This window comes from Litoreibacter halocynthiae (genome assembly GCF_004365635.1).
Taxonomy (GTDB): Bacteria; Pseudomonadota; Alphaproteobacteria; order Rhodobacterales; family Rhodobacteraceae; genus Litoreibacter; species Litoreibacter halocynthiae.
In genome coordinates, this window is record NZ_SOBH01000001.1 from 1,145,348 (window position 1) to 1,160,231 (window position 14,884).

The following is a 14,884-nucleotide window of genomic DNA, read 5'->3' on the forward strand; positions in this document are numbered from 1 at the left end:
TTCCCCCGGAGGACTGGTGCAGGGGCCGCACCGATGTGCCGCCCCTGCCCGTTTTTGTTCAAGCCAAGCGGCTTAGTTCCATTCGTTGCCCGTCATTGCGGTCAGTGATTTGACGCCGCCGGAGATGGTTTCGAACTCGTCTTCCGGCAGCGGGATCAGGCCCTTGTCGACCAGATAGCCCTCTTCACCGGCAGCCGCGTCGGACATGAACTCGTCCGCGAACTCTTGCAGGCCGGGGATCACGCCCACATGCGCGTTCTTGATGTAGAAGTAGAGCGAGCGGGACACCGGATAGGCACCATCTGCGATATTGTCGAAGCTAGGCTCGACCCCGTCGACGCTGGAGCCTTGCAGCACGTCCGAGTTCTGGTCGAGGAACGAGAAGCCGAACACGCCGATCGCGTTGGGGTTGGCTTCCAGCTTGGAGACGATCAGATTGTCGTTTTCGCCAGCCTCGATATAGGCCCCATCCTCGCGAATGGTGATGCCCTCACACGCAATGCCCGCGCCTTCGCAGCCTTCATGCATGACAAGTTCCTCAAACGCGTCGCGGGTGCCGGAGGACGGGGGCGGGCCAAGCACCTCGATCTTGATGGCGGGCAGCGACGGGTCGACGTCGGACCACATTTCAGGCAGCGGGCCTTGGGCCGCGAGCGCTGTGACCAGTTGTTCGCGGGTGACGTTCAGGACGGGGCCGCCCTTGGCGTTGGCGATGACGATGCCGTCATAGCCGATGATGGCCTCGGTCACTTCGGTGACGCCGTTGTCGGTGCAGAGCTTGAATTCCTTCGCCTTCATGCGGCGCGATGCGTTGGTGATGTCGGGATGCTCGGTGCCAACGCCTGCGCAAAACAGCTTCAAACCGCCGCCGGAGCCCGTGGATTCAACAACCGGTGTCTGGAAATCGGTCGAGCGGCCGAATTGTTCGGCAACAGCGGTGGAAAATGGAAATACGGTGGACGAGCCGACAATGCGGATCTGGTCGCGGGCATCTGCGGCGGTTGCAGCAGCGGCAAGAATTGCGGCAGAGGCCACGGTTTTGACGAACGACATAAGGTCACTCCTTTGGTGTCATGTGCGCGCCCCCACCCCCTTGGTGGCAGCGCATGACCGGCGGTCTAGAGACGCCGTGCTGACCTTTTGTGAAGCTTTCGTAACAGTTTCATGACAATGGGCAGCCGTTCCGAAGGTTTGTTACTCCGCGCGCGGGAAAAACACCGAAAAACAGCTTCCAACACCTTGTTCTGACGTGATTTTCAGCCGACCTCGATGTCTGGAGACGATATGTTTGGCAATCGCCAAGCCAAGGCCCGTTCCGCCCTGATCGCGGCTTCTGTGGTCGTCGACACGGTAAAAGCGTTCGGTCAGGCGGGGCAAATGTATCGCATCGATTCCCTCGCCCTCGTCGCGAATGTCGACCCGCACCGCCGGTTGACGCAAAGCTAGGTCCCGATCCAGATTTTCAACGCCGATATGGATGGTTTTGCCTGTGCCGCCATATTTAATCGCGTTCTCGATCAGGTTCAAAAATAGCTGGGTCAGCTGATCGCGGTCTCCGAGGATGGAAAAGCTGCCACCCAGAGCATCAGTGGAAACGGTCACCGACGCATCTGACAGCTTACCTTCCAGCGTGGCGACGACCGAACGCAGCACCGAAGCCAGATCCACCTGATCGCGCGGACGGATACGTTCGTCCACCTCAACACGGGCAAGCGACAGCAGATCGGAGACCATCCGGTTCATCCGCTGCGCCTCGCGGTCCATGATGGTTAAAAAACGGTCTTGAGCATCAACATCTCCGCGCGCAGGGCCTTGAAGGGTTTCGATAAACCCCATCAGGCTGGTTAGCGGCGTGCGCAGCTCGTGGCTGATATTGGCGACGAAATCACGGCGCATCATCTCGCTGTCTTCTTGCTGCGTCTGGTCCTCGAAACTCAGCATCGCACCGCCATCCGGCAACGGGTTCGCGCGACAGATATAGGTGTTTTCGCCCGACAGGCCGGACAGCAAAAACCGCGCCTGTCCCTCTTGGGCAGCGTTCAAGCTTGCGTCGATCACGGCCAGCACAGGCGCCTGCCGCAACAGTGACACGACACTCGCACCCGCAAGGTTACGGTTGAACATCTCTGACGCGGCCGCGTTTGCCAATTTGATCCGGCTGTCATTGTCAATCAGCATCACCGGCATCGGGATGCCTTCGAGAACTGCTTCGACTGTCATTCTGGCCTCTTGATCACATCGCTTTCGCAACATCTAACCGCGCACCAAGGACAGGGAAACCTGTCTTGTGCGGTTTGGCGACGCTGATAGCCTAGCGAGGTAACGTGTAGCGTACAAAACCACCCGGGAGGACGCATATTGGACAGCAGACTTTCGCAACCAGCCTGCCAGATATCCCCGAAGGGGCATCCCAATTACCCGCCTGTGATACTTGTCTTGGGGTTGACCCATGTTGATCTGATCCGTCTGCCATCCGGCACCATACCACCGACCGCACTGGTGCATTTCGCGCCAGTTGACGCGTTGGATGGCGAAGTGCTGGCCGAGTTGAAGCCAACGACGATCATTTCGGGGCTGGTGTCACGCGGCTCTGACGCTTTTGAGCTCGCGAGGCGATTGTCGGACCTGAAATACGAGGGCCAGTATCAGGTGCTGACGACCGCCCTGCCCCGTCCCGCCATGGTGCGCGCCGAGATATTAAGCGTTGCACCGGATATTGACGTGCAATTGCTCGAAATTCCGGTGCAGCCCGGCGCTTAGCTGCGCACAGTTCCGTCGCCGGTGACGATGTATTTGAACGAGGTCAGTTGCTCCGCCCCGACAGGGCCGCGCGCGTGCATCTTGCCCGTTGCAATACCAATCTCCGCGCCCATCCCGAACTCCCCGCCATCGGCGAACTGGGTCGAGGCATTGTGCATCAGGATCGCGCTATCAAGGCGCGTGAGGAACAGATCAGCGGTCGCCTGATCCTCGGTCATGATGCAATCGGTGTGGTTGGAGCCGTATTGCCGGATATGATCCATCGCCTCTTCGATGCTGCCTACAGTTTTGGCGGCGATCTCCATGTCTAGGAATTCGCGACCCCAGTGTTCGGGGTTTGCGGGGCTGGTGCCGTCGATCTTTGCCAGCTTCATATCGGCATCTACGGTCACACCCTTGTCGAGCAACGCGCGGATGACGCCTTGCCCGATCGTCTCGATAACGTCTTCGTGGATCAACAGACATTCCGCCGCGCCACAAATTCCCGTGCGCCGCGTCTTGGCGTTCAAAACCACGTTGAGGGTTTTGACAGGGTCCGCCGCCTTGTCGATATAGATATGCACGATGCCTTCGAGATGGGCAAAAACCGGAACGCGGGCTTCGCGTTGCACGAGACCAACCAAGCCCTTACCCCCGCGCGGCACAATCACGTCGATATAGTCAGTCATCGTCAACATTTCCGACACCGCCGCGCGGTCGCGGGTTGGTACAAGCTGGATTGCAGCCTCTGGCAGCCCTGCATCTTTCAGGCCCTGCACCAGACACGCATGGATGGCACCGGAGGAATGAAAGCTCTCCGAGCCGCCGCGCAAGATCACCGCGTTGCCGGCTTTCAGGCACAGTGCGCCGGCATCGGCCGTCACGTTAGGACGGCTTTCATAAATCACGCCGATGACCCCCAAAGGCGTGCGCACCCGCTTGATATGAAGCCCTGAGGCCATATCCCACTCGGTGATCACCTCGCCCACCGGATCCTTTTGATCCGCCACCGCGCGCAGCCCGTCCTGCATCGCACGGATGCGGTCCTCGTCCAGCATCAGGCGGTCCATCATCGCGGGCGACAGGCCCTTTTCGCGACCATAGTCGAGATCCAGCTTGTTGGCGGCGATGATCTTGTCGCGGTTGGCCCAAACGGCGTCGGCGGCGCTGATCAGGGCGGCATGTTTGCGCTCGGCGCTGGCAAAGGACAGTTCGGCGGCGGCGGCACGGGCCTGTTGGCCAATCTCGGCCATCATTGCGGGGATGTTCGCGTCTGTGGTCATGGGGTCGGACCTTCGGGGAAATTTCGAGTGCGGTTAGAGCACCATATCATCGCGGTGCACAAGGGCGGCGCGGCCGGGGTAGCCAAGCAGGTCGGCAATCTCGGAGGACTGATGGCCCTTGAGGAGTTCTGCCTCTTCAGCAGTATAGCGCGACAGGCCGACGCCGATATTGGTGCCGTCCGGTCGTTGTAACGACACCGGATCACCGCGGTCGAACTGGCCCGAGACCTGCGTAACCCCCGCTGGTAGAAGGGATTTTCCGCGCCCCAAGGCAGCGACTGCACCGTCATCCAGCACCAGCGCGCCCTGCGGCTTCATCGCGGATATCCAGCGCTTTCGAGCAAGTTGCGGATCGGTTTGCGGGACAAACCAGCTGGCATTGGCCCCGTTCTCCAGCGCATCCAGCGGCGTCATGATGGAGCCTTCGGTGATCACCAGTGCGGCCCCGCCAGCCATTGCGGTTTTCGCCGCCATAACCTTGGTTTTCATCCCGCCTTTGGACAAGCCGGACCCTGCGTCCCCCGCCATGGCTTCGATTTCTGAGGTGATCTCGGTGATCACCTCCAGCCGCGTGGCGGTCGCATCCTCGTTGGGGTTGGCCGTGTAAAGCCCGTCCACGTCGGACAGCAAGACCACCAGATCGGCCCCGACGGTTACCGCCACCTGTGCGGCCAGGCGGTCGTTGTCGCCATAGCGGATTTCGTCCGTCGCGATGGTGTCATTCTCGTTCACGATGGGAACGACCCCCATGCTCAAAAGCTGCTCCAGCGTCGCGCGGGAATTGAGGTAACGGCGGCGGTCGCGGCTGTCTTCCAAGGTGACCAAAACTTGCGCCGTGGTAATCTCGTGCGGAGCAAGCGCCTCTTCATAGGCACGGGCCAAACGGATTTGCCCGACGGCAGCAGCGGCCTGCGATTGTTCCAGCGGCAATGGCCCCGCCCCAAGCTCCAGCACCGTGCGGCCAAGCGCGATGGAGCCGGAAGACACCAGAACCACGTCCTGCCCGCGCCGTTTCAGGCGCAAAACATCTTGTGCAAGGCCAAGAAGCCAGTTTTCGCGAAGTGCGCCTGTGTCGCGGTCCACCAACAAGGCGGAGCCGATCTTGATAACGACACGCTTTGCGTCGCTCAGGCTTATGCCTACGGGCGCCATAGCTCAGGCTCCTCGCTGGCTTTGGCGATGCGCAGGCGATCCTCCTGAATCTCGGCGCGGACCGCGCGCAGTACCTCGGTTAGACCTTCGCCGGAAACACCTGACATCATCATCACGGGACCACCGCTCGCAGCTTCCAGTTCGGCCTTCTTCTCGGCCCGCTCGTCGTCATCCAGCGCATCGATTTTATTCAGCGCAGTCACACGCGGCTTGTCCGCCAACACGCCACCATAGGCTTCGAGCTCTGTGATAATGGTTTGGTAATCCTCGGCCACCGTGTCCGAGCTGCCATCGACCAGATGCAGCAGCACCGCGCACCGCTCGACATGGCCCAAGAAACGGTCCCCGATGCCTTTGCCCTCGGAGGCCCCAGCAATCAGGCCCGGAATATCGGCCATGACGAATTCGGCGTTGTCCACGCCAACCACGCCCAGATTGGGGTGCAGCGTGGTGAACGGGTAGTCGGCAATTTTGGGACGCGCGTTGGACGTTGCCGCCAAGAAGGTGGATTTACCTGCATTCGGCAGGCCCAACAGGCCGGCATCCGCGATCAGCTTCAGGCGCAGCCACAAGGTCCGCTCAACCCCCGGCTGGCCCGGATTGGCGCGGCGTGGTGCTTGGTTGGTGGCCGACTTGAAGTGCAGGTTGCCCCAGCCACCATTGCCGCCCTGCGCCAGAACAACGCGCTGACCCACTTCGGTCACGTCCGCGATGACGGTTTCTTCGTCCTCGTCAAGGATTTCGGTGCCGACCGGTACGCGCAGGATGATGTCGTCCCCGCTTTTGCCGGTGCGTTGCTGGCCCATGCCGCCTTGGCCGGACTTCGCAAAAAAGTGCTGCTGGTAGCGAAAGTCGATCAGGGTGTTCAAACCCTCCACCGCTTCGGCGATCACGTCGCCACCCTTGCCACCGTCGCCGCCATCGGGGCCGCCATATTCGATATATTTCTCGCGCCGGAAGCTGATGCTTCCACCCCCGCCGCCGCCAGAGCGGACATATACCTTCGTCAGGTCGAGAAATTTCATAGTCTTTGGCCTTTTCTAGCGGGGTGGCGCAGCCTTACCGCACCCGCCCGCTACGCTCAATCCAGCTTCTTGATATAGGTCCATGTCGGCACAGTCGTGTTCCGCGCAACCGAGAAGGTCTCCGCGTCGCCGATATATTCGAACCCCGCGTTGCTCAGAACCCGTGCCGAGGCCGGATTGTCTTGGAATACCGAGCCAAACAGCGTGCGGCAGGCCTGCGGGTTCGCCGCGACCAGCGCTTCGACCGCCTTGGAGGCCAAGCCGTTGTTCCACAGCTGTGGTGCCACCCAATAGCCGATTTCCGACTGCTCGCGGTCCATGCGGTTCAAGCCGATCAGACCCAACACCTGAGAGCCGTCATCCGACGGGTCAATGACCCACACGTCCTCCGCGCGGCCTTCGCTGAGCGACCGCTTGATGAAGCCTTCGGTCGTGCCGGGGGGCAGCGGGTGCGGGATCGACGATGTCGCCTTGGCGATCCGCTCATCCGCCGCATACAGGCCGATCTGGCCCGTATCGGATTGGCTCACCGGACGTAGTGTAAAACCATCAGCTTCTATGACCGGCTGTGTGTAGGTTCCTTCAAAGCTCATTATTTGCCTCCCGCAAATAGTACAAACAGAACACTTGCAACGGTCAGCGCCGCCAAGGTCCACATCAAATATTTCTCGGCGGGCGTTCCAGCCACGCTACGCGCAATGCGCTCCCCACCATAGGTCCAAATTGGGTGCAAAATGAGTTGCACTCCTAACAATATCAGGGCGATTGTCACGGTCGCTTCAAGAGTTGGTGTCCCGGGCTCCGTAAACGCGGTGAAGCCCGCCGTGATCATCGCCCATGCTTTCGGGTTCAAGGGATGGACGATCAATCCAGCCGCAAAACCCGGGGCCTTAGCTTCTATATTGGTATTCAGGCGCATATTTGCGACCCGCCATGCCAACCAGATGATGTAGGCCGCCGACACCCATTTCAGCGTTTGGAACACCCAAGGCGCGCTGTCAGCCAGCTGCATCAACCCGAAACCCACAGGCCAGATGACCAATTGTTTGCCAAGCGCCACGCCTGCCACGAACGGCAAGGCACGACGCAGGCCATAGCGCGCGCCTGTTGCCAACAGGGCCATATTGGCTGGCCCCGGCGTGCCAACCTGCGAGGCGGCGAATATGGCGAATGATGCGGCGGCGACACTCATGGTCAGCCCTAACGTAGCAAAAGAAAAAGGGACCGGTCTTTCAACCGATCCCTCAAATTTTTCAAACCTTGTGGGTCTCGGTTACTCGGCGGCCTCGGCCATCGGGACGATAGAGACAAAGGTGCGGCCTTTCAGGCCTTTGTGGAACTTCACGTTGCCTTCGACTTTTGCGAAGATCGTGTGATCCTTGCCCATGCCGACGCCTTCGCCTGGCCACTTAACAGTGCCGCGTTGACGAACGATGATGTTGCCGGGAATGACGAGTTCGCCACCATATTTTTTCACGCCAAGACGACGACCCGCTGAGTCGCGACCGTTCCGGGATGAACCACCTGCTTTTTTATGTGCCATTGTGCTTCTCCTTAACCTTTAGCGAGTTCTGCAGCCTGCTCGAGCCAGTTATCCCGGTCGATGCGGCCTTTGAAATTCAGTTTCTCGTCCATATCAGCAATGTCCTCTGGGGTCCATGCTGCGATCTGGGCGAATGTGGTAACGTCAAGTCCGTGAAGTTTCTTCACGATTACCGGACCAACACCGCTGATGCGTGTCAAATCATCTGCGCCTTCGGATTTCGCTGCGGCCTTCTTAGGGGCGGCGGCTTTCTTAGGTGCAGCTTCTTTTTTCGGAGCAGCGGCTTTTTCAGCTTTCGCTGCTGGCTTGGCAGCGGCTTTGGCTTTTTTCTTGGCCGGAGCAGCCGCTTCGATTGCGGCAACCGATACGCCAGCGCCATTGATGGCAGCTTTGACGCCGGACTTGTCTGCACCTTTTTCAAGGATGTCCGTGATGCGGAGCAGCGTCAGTTGCTGACGGTGGCCCTTGGTGCGCTTCGAGGAGTGCTTACGACGACGCTTTACGAAGTTGATCGTTTTCACGCCTTTGATCTGGTCGATGACTTCGGCTTGAACGCCTGCGTCTTTGACCAACGGAGCACCTACAGTGCCCCCGACCATCAGAATTTCGTTGAATTGGATTTTGTCGCCAGCGGCGGCATCCAGTTTCTCGACACGCAGAACATCGCCCGAGGCGACTTTATACTGCTTGCCGCCGGTTTTTAGAACCGCGAACATATCGCATACCCTTTTATCTTCCGCGCCCTGTGGCCCCGCATTTCGCGGCGTTCATGGGCCCAATTGGGCCACCTCGGACAGCGCGCCCCCGGATCGGGACGTCATTGCAAAAATCCACGCATCATGCGCAGATGCGGGCTTATGTTGGAATTGCGCCCCTCTGTCAACAGGCTCTGGCCGAATATCCGCACCGCAATCGGCTTTATTGTCTTGGCCTTCGCGGGATGCAGTCCGAGCGCCCCGTCACACCTGCCCAATCCGGTTCTTTTGCCTGCCTATGCGGTTGGAAATGCCATTCACAATGCCAGTTACAACGCGCGACGTGCGAAGGTCAAAACCTACGTTGCGCAAAACTTTGAGGCACTGAATCAAGACCTTCGAGGCGGCGGCGGGCCAGTTCTGGAAAAGGCCTATCGGTTGGCGGGAATTAAGGCCGAAACGCGCCCTGCCCTTACACATATGCTTGCGAAGGAGCCGAACCTCGCGAAAGACCCCGAAGCGCTCACCGTGAGCCTCATGGTGCACGGGGATTAGGTGTCTTCGCCGATCATGAACTCGGCGGTCGCCCGCCCCAACTCATAGCTCTGTTGTTCGAACATCTTGTCGAAGCCCGCGAACAGCACACTGTTCAACCGCTGCCCCGCTGGCGTTTCCGAGATGTCGATATAGCGCTGCAACTCGGCTTTGGTCAGCCCGCTATAGGCCACTGAAGAGAAGTTGATCGTCCACTCCTCCATCTCCTGGCGGATTTCCGGCTCCTGTTCCCAGACCGAATTCAGCATGAAACTCTCCGACAGCCCTTCGGCATAGCTCTCGCTCGTTGCCATGCCTCGGTAAAACGCCAGATTGGAATTCAGCGCGCCCGCGACATTGCTTTCCACCAGATCGTTCACTTTGATGAACTCCTGATACATCAGATACAGCGCCGGATCTTCCTTGCGGATCGTAGCGACAGTCTTGGCCGCCGCGTCTTCCCCGCCTTCTTCATTCAGCGTTTTGCGTGCCTCGATCTCGATTTGCACGATGCGCTTGCCAAGTTCGGTCTCGAAAAATGCCAGCGCCTCTTCCGAGGCTTCGAGATCGTCAATTGAGGACATTCCCTCAAGGAAAAACTGCTTTGCCTTTTCCGGCTCGTAAATCCGTTCCAGTCGCGCGGTCCATGCAGGGGACGGGCTGACGCCTTCAGGGCCGGACATATCCTGCCCCGCGGTCACGCCCTCGTCACGCAGCACCTCGAAAACGGTCTCCATGTCCAATGCGGTGAAATACCGGTCCAGCATCGACGCGCTTTGCGCAGACACCGCAGCGGCAGAAATCATCAAGGCAGTGAAGGTTGCAGTCAGAAGGCGCATTACGTTTCCTTTTGGTCTAGTTCCCTTGACGATAAGCCTCCATCCCTTGCGCTACAATGCCCGCACCGTTGAATTTATCGCGACCGGCGACGTCTTGCGCGGAAAACCTGACGGATGGGCTTGCAGCGGGCCAAGTTGCCCGCTAAACCCCGCGCACCTGATCACATGTCAGCCTTTGCGGAGAGGTGCCGGAGTGGTCGAACGGGACGGTTTCGAAAACCGTTGAGCTCGAGAGGGTTCCCAGGGTTCGAATCCCTGTCTCTCCGCCACTCTAACTCACCAATTTGCTTTAGAAATTGTCCTTGCGGCGACGCAACTCGGCGAATACCTCGGCGTCGTTTGCCTGCTCCATGCCAAGCTCCGCGCGAATTGACGGGTCGGCGCAGCGCAAGAACGGGTTGGTCGCGCGTTCCGCCGCTATGGTGGATGGGACGGTCGGATCACCCTGCTCTCTCAGTTGCTCCACCTCGATGGCGCGATTGCGCAGCGCCATGTTGTTCGGGTCAACGGAGACTGCAAAGTTTGCATTCGATAACGTGTATTCATGCGCGCAATAGACTTTGGTTTCCCCGGGCAAAGCCATAAGCTTTTGCAGGCTCGCCCACATGTCCGAGGGTGCCCCCTCGAACAGGCGCCCGCAGCCCATCACGAACAATGTATCCCCTGTGAAAACAATGCCTTCCGAGGTGATGTGAAAGTTGAGCATATCCTTTGTATGACCCGGGGTGTGGATGACATCGACTTTTCGTCCCGCGAAAGACATGCTGTCACCGCCGGACAGTACGCGATCAACCCCCTCAATGCCCGCAGGGCCGTAAACCGTAGCCCCGCTAGCCGCCTTAAGTGCCGCTAATCCGGTGATGTGGTCATGGTGGTGATGCGTCACCCAGATTTGGGTCGGCGTCCAGCCGGTTTCCGCGATGGCAGCCAGATAGGACGGGCCGTGCCCTGCATCGACTGCCGCGGTCTCGCCCGTGTCTGGGTCGTGGATCAACACCCCGTAATTTTCGAGGGGCGGATGGGGGAATTGATGGATTTGCAGCACGGAACGGCCTCCGGAGGGTAAGATGGGAGTTAAGGCGTAAAGCTCTTGGCACAGTCACGCAAGGCAGCGCTGAGCAGCGCCACATCCGAGGCAACGGCGACCATCGTCGCCCCCATCTCTTCATAATGTGCAGCGCGCTCCGGCTTGAAGCTTAACGCGCCCGCGATCTTGCCGGACGCCGCGATCCGGCGCAGTGCGTCGTCTATGGCTGCTTGCACTTCCGGCGCATCCAGATCGTGCAAATAGCCCATGGAGGCCGCCAGATCGGCGGGGCCGATAAACGCGCCGTCAACACCCTCCACCGCGCAAATAGCGTCGAGGTTTTTCAATGCGGTGACGCTTTCGACCTGAACGATCAGACACACGCGGTCATTGGCCTGCGCGATGTAATCGGTGTCATGGTTGTAACCGGACGCCCGCACCAAAGCCGCCCCTATCCCGCGGGTGCCTTGCGGGAATGCCTTTGACCGGTAGCGCATGGCACAGGCCATTTCATGGGCCTGCTCGGGTGTGTCGACCATCGGCACCACCACCGTGTGCAGCCCCAGATCGAGCACCTGCTTGATCAACCAGTCCTCCGCTTTTGGGACCCGCACGCAGGCCTCCGGCCCAAGTATGCGCGCCTGCTCAGCCATGGCTGCAATGTCGTAAGCGCCGTGTTCGCCGTCGATCAGGCACCAGTCAAAGCCCGCAGTTGCTGCTATCTCGGCACTGGCGGCAGTCCCGAGGCCAAGCCACACCCCGCGTTGAACCAATCCCGACTGAAGCCTCGATTTCAGTGATGCCATGACACAAACCTTTCGCAACAAAACGGGTTGAACCCGAGGGCAATTAATCACATGCTCTGTCTCACAAATTTGGATGAAATACATCCTGTCTGGGAGGACTCTATGAATAAACTTTTGAAAACCACCTCGGTGGTGGCGCTGACCTTTGCATTTGTTGGCGAAGCAGCTGCAACCGAATGGAACGTCTCTGTCTGGGGCAAACGCCGCGCGTTTACCGAGCATGTGGAGAAGCTGGCCGAACTGGTTTCCGAGAAGACCGGCGGCGAATTCACCATGAATGTCAGCTATGGCGGCCTGTCGAAGAACCGCGAGAACCTTGACGGAATCTCCATCGGCGCGTTCGAGATGGCGCAGTTTTGTGCGGGCTATCACCCCGATAAAAACCGCGTCGTGACTGTGCTGGAACTGCCGTTTCTTGGCGTGTCCAATCTTGAGGAAGAAGTTGCCGTTTCGCGTGCTGTTTACGCACACCCCGCTGCCACTGAAGAAATGGCGCAGTGGAATGCGAAGCTGCTGATGACCTCGCCCATGCCGCAATACAACATCGTCGGCACCGGCGAGCCGCGCGATACCCTTGAAAAGATGCAAGGCATGCGCGTTCGGGCAACGGGCGGTCTTGGTGCCGCGTTCGAAGCTGCGGGCGCTGTTCCGACATCGGTGACTGCAACCGAGGCCTATCAGGCGATGGAATCCGGCGTGGTCGACACGGTGGCCTTCGCACAACATGCGCACCTGTCTTTCGGCACGATCAACCAAGCCGACTGGTGGACCGCTAACCTGAACCCCGGCACGGTGAACTGCCCTGTGGTCGTCAATATCGACGCCTACGAGTCGCTGTCTGATGCCGAGCGCGAGGCGCTCGACAGCTCGATCCCCGAGGCGCTGGACCACTACCTCGCCAACTATGGCGAGCTGCTGAAGAAGTGGGATTCGGTTCTGGAGGAAAAAGGCGTGCAGAAAGTCGAGATCGACCAATCCGTGATCGACGAATTCCGCGCCAAGGCTGCCGATCCGGCGCGTGAAGCATGGATCGCCGACATGGAAGCCCAAGGCATACCGGGCCAGGAGCTGTATGACCTCGTGATCAAAACGCTCGCCGACACGCGCGGCAGCTAAAGACAAAGCGGCGCCCTATCACGGGCGCCGCCTCTTTGTTCGGGGGAAGTTTATATGGCCGGATCAGCCGCAGTGCTGGAAGATTCCAGCATTCTAAGCAGGCTCGACCGCGCATTGGTACCACTGGAGCGCTTCTTCGCGTTGGTGTCAGGGCTTGCGGTTTTTTCCCTGATGTTTCTGGCAGCCTATTCGGTTACGGGGCGCAAGTTTTTCAATACGCCTCTGTCGGGCTATGTCGATTACATCGAAGCCGCCATGCCGCTGATCGCCTTCATGGGCGTCTCCTACGTGCAGCGCGCGGGCGGGCATATCCGGATGGACATCGTTATCTCGGCCCTGAAAGGCCGCGCTATGTGGTTGTTCGAGCTGATCTCCGTGCTGTTTATCCTTGTCCTCATCATTGCACTTATCTGGGGCAGCTGGGCCCATTTTGACCGCAGCTTCGATATGAGCAAGCCGCTCTGGAGCCGTGATAGCTCCATCGACATCGGCCTGCCTATCTGGCCCTCAAAGCTGCTGATCCCTGTGGCGTTTTCGGTATTGGCCCTGCGGCTGGTCTTGCAAGCATGGGGCTACGCCCGTGCGCTTGTTCTGAACCTCGAAAACCCCGTTGCTGTACCGCTGATCCTGACCGTGGCCGAACAGGCCCGCTTGGAGGCAGAACAGCTTGAGGGGGCAGACTGATGGATGAAATCACCATCGGCCTGTGGGTCTCGGGCTTCATGCTGGCTATGGTTGTTCTGGGCATGCGGGTGGCGTTTGCCGCCGCAATGGCAGGACTGCTTGGGTTGATCTGGCTGCGCTGGAACGGATTCGACTACGCCCCTGACCGGCTTTGGAAATCCATCGAGATCAGCGTGAAGATTGCCGGACAAGTGCCCCACTCCAAGGTGTCTTCCCAAGCGTTGAGCCTGATCCCGACCTTCATCCTGATCGGCTATCTGGCCTATTACGCCAAGCTGACCTCGGCCCTGTTCGAGGCCGCGAAACGCTGGATTGCGTGGGTGCCGGGCGGGCTGGCCGTGTCGACCGTGTTCGCCACGGCAGGCTTTGCCGCCGTGTCCGGCGCATCTGTTGCGACCGCTGCGGTCTTCGCCCGCATCGCGATCCCCGAGATGTTGAAGATCGGCTACAACAAACAATTCGCAGCGGGTGTCGTCGCGGCGGGTGGAACGTTGGCGTCGCTGATCCCGCCCTCGGCCATCCTCGTGATCTACGCGATCATTGTGGAGCAGGACGTCGGCAAGCTGCTGCTTGCGGGCTTCATCCCCGGGGCGTTTTCGGCCGTGATCTATGCGCTCCTGATCATCGGGATTGCCGTTGTGTTCAAAAATGTTGGCCCGCCGGTATCCGGCTTCACGTGGCGCGAACGATTTGAGTCCCTGCCGCCTGCCCTACCCATCGTCGCGGTGGTCGTGATTATCATCTTCTTCGTCTACAACCCGTTCGGTGACGCGTGGGGAACCCCCACCGAAGGCGGCGCCGTCGGCGCGTTCATTGTGTTCCTCATGGCGCTCTATCGCGGGATGCGGATGGCGCAGTTGAAAGAGGCGCTGATCGAGACCGCCAAGCTGACGGTGATGATCTTCACCATCATCTGGGGGGTGCTGATTTACGTGCGCTTCCTTGGGTTTGCCGATTTGCCGGGCGCGTTTTCGGACTGGATCACCTCGCTTGAGACATCGCCGATGTTGATCCTTGTCTGTATCCTGCTGGCCTATGCCGTGCTGGGGATGTTCATGGACGCCATCGGCATGCTGTTATTGACCCTGCCGGTGGTCTATCCAGCGGTGATGGCATTGAACGGTGGCGAGACGGTTACGGCGGCAGAGAGCACCTTCGGGATGTCCGGCACCATGTGCGCGATCTGGTTCGGGATTTTGGTGGTGAAAATGGCCGAGTTTTGCCTGATTACGCCGCCCATCGGGCTGAACTGCTTCGTCGTGGCAGGTGTGCGGGATGATTTGACCGTTCAGGACGTGTTCAAAGGCGTGACGCCGTTTTTCATCGCCGACGGATTGACCATCGCCGCTTTAGTGGCCTTTCCGGGGATCGTCCTCTGGCTGCCGTCCCTTGCGGGGTGATGTCAGTTTTTGAGTATTTGGGACCAAATGGAGATATGGGG

At 59.5% G+C, this 14,884-nt stretch carries 17 protein-coding genes and 1 tRNA gene; 6 read left to right on the forward strand and 12 right to left on the reverse strand.

Going from position 1 to position 14,884, the window contains the following annotated elements; genetic code table 11:
- Positions 1-72 precede the first annotated feature (72 nt).
- Both BDE40_RS05605 and BDE40_RS05610 read right to left on the reverse strand, forming a co-directional pair.
- The gene (locus tag BDE40_RS05605) at positions 73-1,053 is read right to left on the reverse strand and encodes a PstS family phosphate ABC transporter substrate-binding protein (protein WP_134013450.1); all 981 of its coding nucleotides are present in this window, start codon (positions 1,051-1,053) and stop codon (positions 73-75) included.
- A 141-nt stretch (positions 1,054-1,194) separates the two neighbouring features.
- Positions 1,195-2,220, reverse strand: a complete 1,026-nt coding sequence (locus BDE40_RS05610) for an ATP-binding protein (RefSeq protein WP_134013451.1) — start codon at positions 2,218-2,220, stop codon at positions 1,195-1,197.
- Positions 2,221-2,358: 138 nt separating this feature from the next.
- Between BDE40_RS05610 and BDE40_RS05615 the strand changes: the two genes are divergently transcribed.
- A complete protein-coding gene (locus BDE40_RS05615; RefSeq protein ID WP_134013452.1) occupies positions 2,359-2,760 on the forward strand; it encodes a hypothetical protein in 402 nt (133 codons plus the stop codon).
- Here BDE40_RS05615 and BDE40_RS05620 read toward each other — a convergent pair.
- The 7 genes from BDE40_RS05620 to BDE40_RS05650 all read right to left on the reverse strand — a co-directional run bounded on the left by BDE40_RS05620 (position 2,757) and on the right by BDE40_RS05650 (position 8,458).
- Positions 2,757-4,022, reverse strand: a complete 1,266-nt coding sequence (locus BDE40_RS05620) for a glutamate-5-semialdehyde dehydrogenase (protein ID WP_134013453.1) — start codon at positions 4,020-4,022, stop codon at positions 2,757-2,759. The genes BDE40_RS05615 and BDE40_RS05620 overlap by 4 nt on opposite strands.
- Before the next feature lie 33 nt (positions 4,023-4,055).
- Positions 4,056-5,174: a glutamate 5-kinase gene (gene proB, locus BDE40_RS05625; RefSeq protein WP_134013454.1), complete on the reverse strand. Its 1,119-nt coding sequence runs from the start codon at positions 5,172-5,174 to the stop codon at positions 4,056-4,058.
- Positions 5,162-6,199: a GTPase ObgE gene (obgE, locus tag BDE40_RS05630; protein WP_134013455.1), complete on the reverse strand. Its 1,038-nt coding sequence runs from the start codon at positions 6,197-6,199 to the stop codon at positions 5,162-5,164. The genes proB and obgE overlap by 13 nt, the downstream gene beginning before the upstream one ends.
- A 56-nt stretch (positions 6,200-6,255) precedes the next feature.
- A complete protein-coding gene (locus tag BDE40_RS05635) occupies positions 6,256-6,792 on the reverse strand; it encodes a GNAT family N-acetyltransferase (protein WP_134013456.1) in 537 nt (178 codons plus the stop codon).
- Positions 6,792-7,391 (reverse strand): LysE family translocator, encoded by a 600-nt coding sequence (locus BDE40_RS05640; protein ID WP_134013457.1) that lies wholly within the window; start codon positions 7,389-7,391, stop codon positions 6,792-6,794. The genes BDE40_RS05635 and BDE40_RS05640 overlap by 1 nt, the downstream gene beginning before the upstream one ends.
- 81 nt (positions 7,392-7,472) lie before the next feature.
- Positions 7,473-7,742 (reverse strand): 50S ribosomal protein L27, encoded by a 270-nt coding sequence (rpmA, locus tag BDE40_RS05645; RefSeq protein WP_073141622.1) that lies wholly within the window; start codon positions 7,740-7,742, stop codon positions 7,473-7,475.
- Between the two features lie 11 nt (positions 7,743-7,753).
- Positions 7,754-8,458: a 50S ribosomal protein L21 gene (locus BDE40_RS05650; RefSeq protein ID WP_134013458.1), complete on the reverse strand. Its 705-nt coding sequence runs from the start codon at positions 8,456-8,458 to the stop codon at positions 7,754-7,756.
- 141 nt (positions 8,459-8,599) lie between these two features.
- On the opposite strand from BDE40_RS05650, the gene BDE40_RS05655 reads away from it, so the two are divergent.
- Positions 8,600-8,992, forward strand: coding sequence for a hypothetical protein (locus BDE40_RS05655; RefSeq protein WP_134013459.1), 393 nt, complete (start codon positions 8,600-8,602; stop codon positions 8,990-8,992).
- Here BDE40_RS05655 and BDE40_RS05660 read toward each other — a convergent pair.
- Positions 8,989-9,810 carry a DUF2059 domain-containing protein gene (locus BDE40_RS05660; protein WP_134013460.1) on the reverse strand — a complete coding sequence of 274 codons (822 nt, stop codon included), beginning with the start codon at positions 9,808-9,810 and terminating at the stop codon, positions 8,989-8,991. The genes BDE40_RS05655 and BDE40_RS05660 overlap by 4 nt on opposite strands.
- A gap of 179 nt (positions 9,811-9,989) precedes the next feature.
- On the opposite strand from BDE40_RS05660, the gene BDE40_RS05665 reads away from it, so the two are divergent.
- Positions 9,990-10,079 (forward strand) — tRNA-Ser (locus tag BDE40_RS05665).
- Positions 10,080-10,099: 20 nt separating this feature from the next.
- On the opposite strand, the gene gloB is transcribed toward BDE40_RS05665, so the two are convergent.
- Both gloB and BDE40_RS05675 read right to left on the reverse strand, forming a co-directional pair.
- Entirely contained in the window at positions 10,100-10,855 is a 756-nt protein-coding gene (gloB, locus tag BDE40_RS05670; RefSeq protein WP_134013461.1) for a hydroxyacylglutathione hydrolase, read from the reverse strand.
- 29 nt (positions 10,856-10,884) lie between these two features.
- Positions 10,885-11,643, reverse strand: a complete 759-nt coding sequence (locus BDE40_RS05675; protein ID WP_134013462.1) for an HpcH/HpaI aldolase family protein — start codon at positions 11,641-11,643, stop codon at positions 10,885-10,887.
- Positions 11,644-11,745: 102 nt separating this feature from the next.
- Between BDE40_RS05675 and BDE40_RS05680 the strand changes: the two genes are divergently transcribed.
- Genes BDE40_RS05680 through BDE40_RS05690 form a run of 3 tightly spaced genes read left to right on the forward strand, consistent with a single transcriptional unit; the run spans position 11,746 to position 14,843 of the window.
- Positions 11,746-12,759: a C4-dicarboxylate TRAP transporter substrate-binding protein gene (locus tag BDE40_RS05680; protein WP_134013463.1), complete on the forward strand. Its 1,014-nt coding sequence runs from the start codon at positions 11,746-11,748 to the stop codon at positions 12,757-12,759.
- Between the two features lie 54 nt (positions 12,760-12,813).
- The gene (locus BDE40_RS05685) at positions 12,814-13,443 is read left to right on the forward strand and encodes a TRAP transporter small permease subunit (RefSeq protein ID WP_134013464.1); all 630 of its coding nucleotides are present in this window, start codon (positions 12,814-12,816) and stop codon (positions 13,441-13,443) included.
- Positions 13,443-14,843 carry a TRAP transporter large permease gene (locus tag BDE40_RS05690; RefSeq protein WP_134013465.1) on the forward strand — a complete coding sequence of 467 codons (1,401 nt, stop codon included), beginning with the start codon at positions 13,443-13,445 and terminating at the stop codon, positions 14,841-14,843. Before BDE40_RS05685 ends, BDE40_RS05690 begins: the two co-directional genes overlap by 1 nt.
- Positions 14,844-14,884 lie beyond the last annotated feature (41 nt).

Excerpts from the sequence above, each read along its gene's own strand:
- BDE40_RS05660 (WP_134013460.1), bottom strand. The coding sequence starts at position 9,810 with ATGCGCCTTCTGACTGCAACCTTCACTGCCTTGATGATTTCTGCCGCT.
- proB (WP_134013454.1), bottom strand. The coding sequence starts at position 5,174 with ATGGCGCCCGTAGGCATAAGCCTGAGCGACGCAAAGCGTGTCGTTATC.
- BDE40_RS05690 (WP_134013465.1), top strand. The coding sequence starts at position 13,443 with ATGGATGAAATCACCATCGGCCTGTGGGTCTCGGGCTTCATGCTGGCT.
- BDE40_RS05650 (WP_134013458.1), bottom strand. The coding sequence starts at position 8,458 with ATGTTCGCGGTTCTAAAAACCGGCGGCAAGCAGTATAAAGTCGCCTCG.
- BDE40_RS05655 (WP_134013459.1), top strand. The coding sequence starts at position 8,600 with ATGTTGGAATTGCGCCCCTCTGTCAACAGGCTCTGGCCGAATATCCGC.
- BDE40_RS05635 (WP_134013456.1), bottom strand. The coding sequence starts at position 6,792 with ATGAGCTTTGAAGGAACCTACACACAGCCGGTCATAGAAGCTGATGGT.
- rpmA (WP_073141622.1), bottom strand. The coding sequence starts at position 7,742 with ATGGCACATAAAAAAGCAGGTGGTTCATCCCGGAACGGTCGCGACTCA.
- BDE40_RS05610 (WP_134013451.1), bottom strand. The coding sequence starts at position 2,220 with ATGACAGTCGAAGCAGTTCTCGAAGGCATCCCGATGCCGGTGATGCTG.
- obgE (WP_134013455.1), bottom strand. The coding sequence starts at position 6,199 with ATGAAATTTCTCGACCTGACGAAGGTATATGTCCGCTCTGGCGGCGGC.
- BDE40_RS05675 (WP_134013462.1), bottom strand. The coding sequence starts at position 11,643 with ATGGCATCACTGAAATCGAGGCTTCAGTCGGGATTGGTTCAACGCGGG.
- BDE40_RS05640 (WP_134013457.1), bottom strand. The coding sequence starts at position 7,391 with ATGAGTGTCGCCGCCGCATCATTCGCCATATTCGCCGCCTCGCAGGTT.
- BDE40_RS05680 (WP_134013463.1), top strand. The coding sequence starts at position 11,746 with ATGAATAAACTTTTGAAAACCACCTCGGTGGTGGCGCTGACCTTTGCA.
- BDE40_RS05605 (WP_134013450.1), bottom strand. The coding sequence starts at position 1,053 with ATGTCGTTCGTCAAAACCGTGGCCTCTGCCGCAATTCTTGCCGCTGCT.
- BDE40_RS05620 (WP_134013453.1), bottom strand. The coding sequence starts at position 4,022 with ATGACCACAGACGCGAACATCCCCGCAATGATGGCCGAGATTGGCCAA.
- BDE40_RS05685 (WP_134013464.1), top strand. The coding sequence starts at position 12,814 with ATGGCCGGATCAGCCGCAGTGCTGGAAGATTCCAGCATTCTAAGCAGG.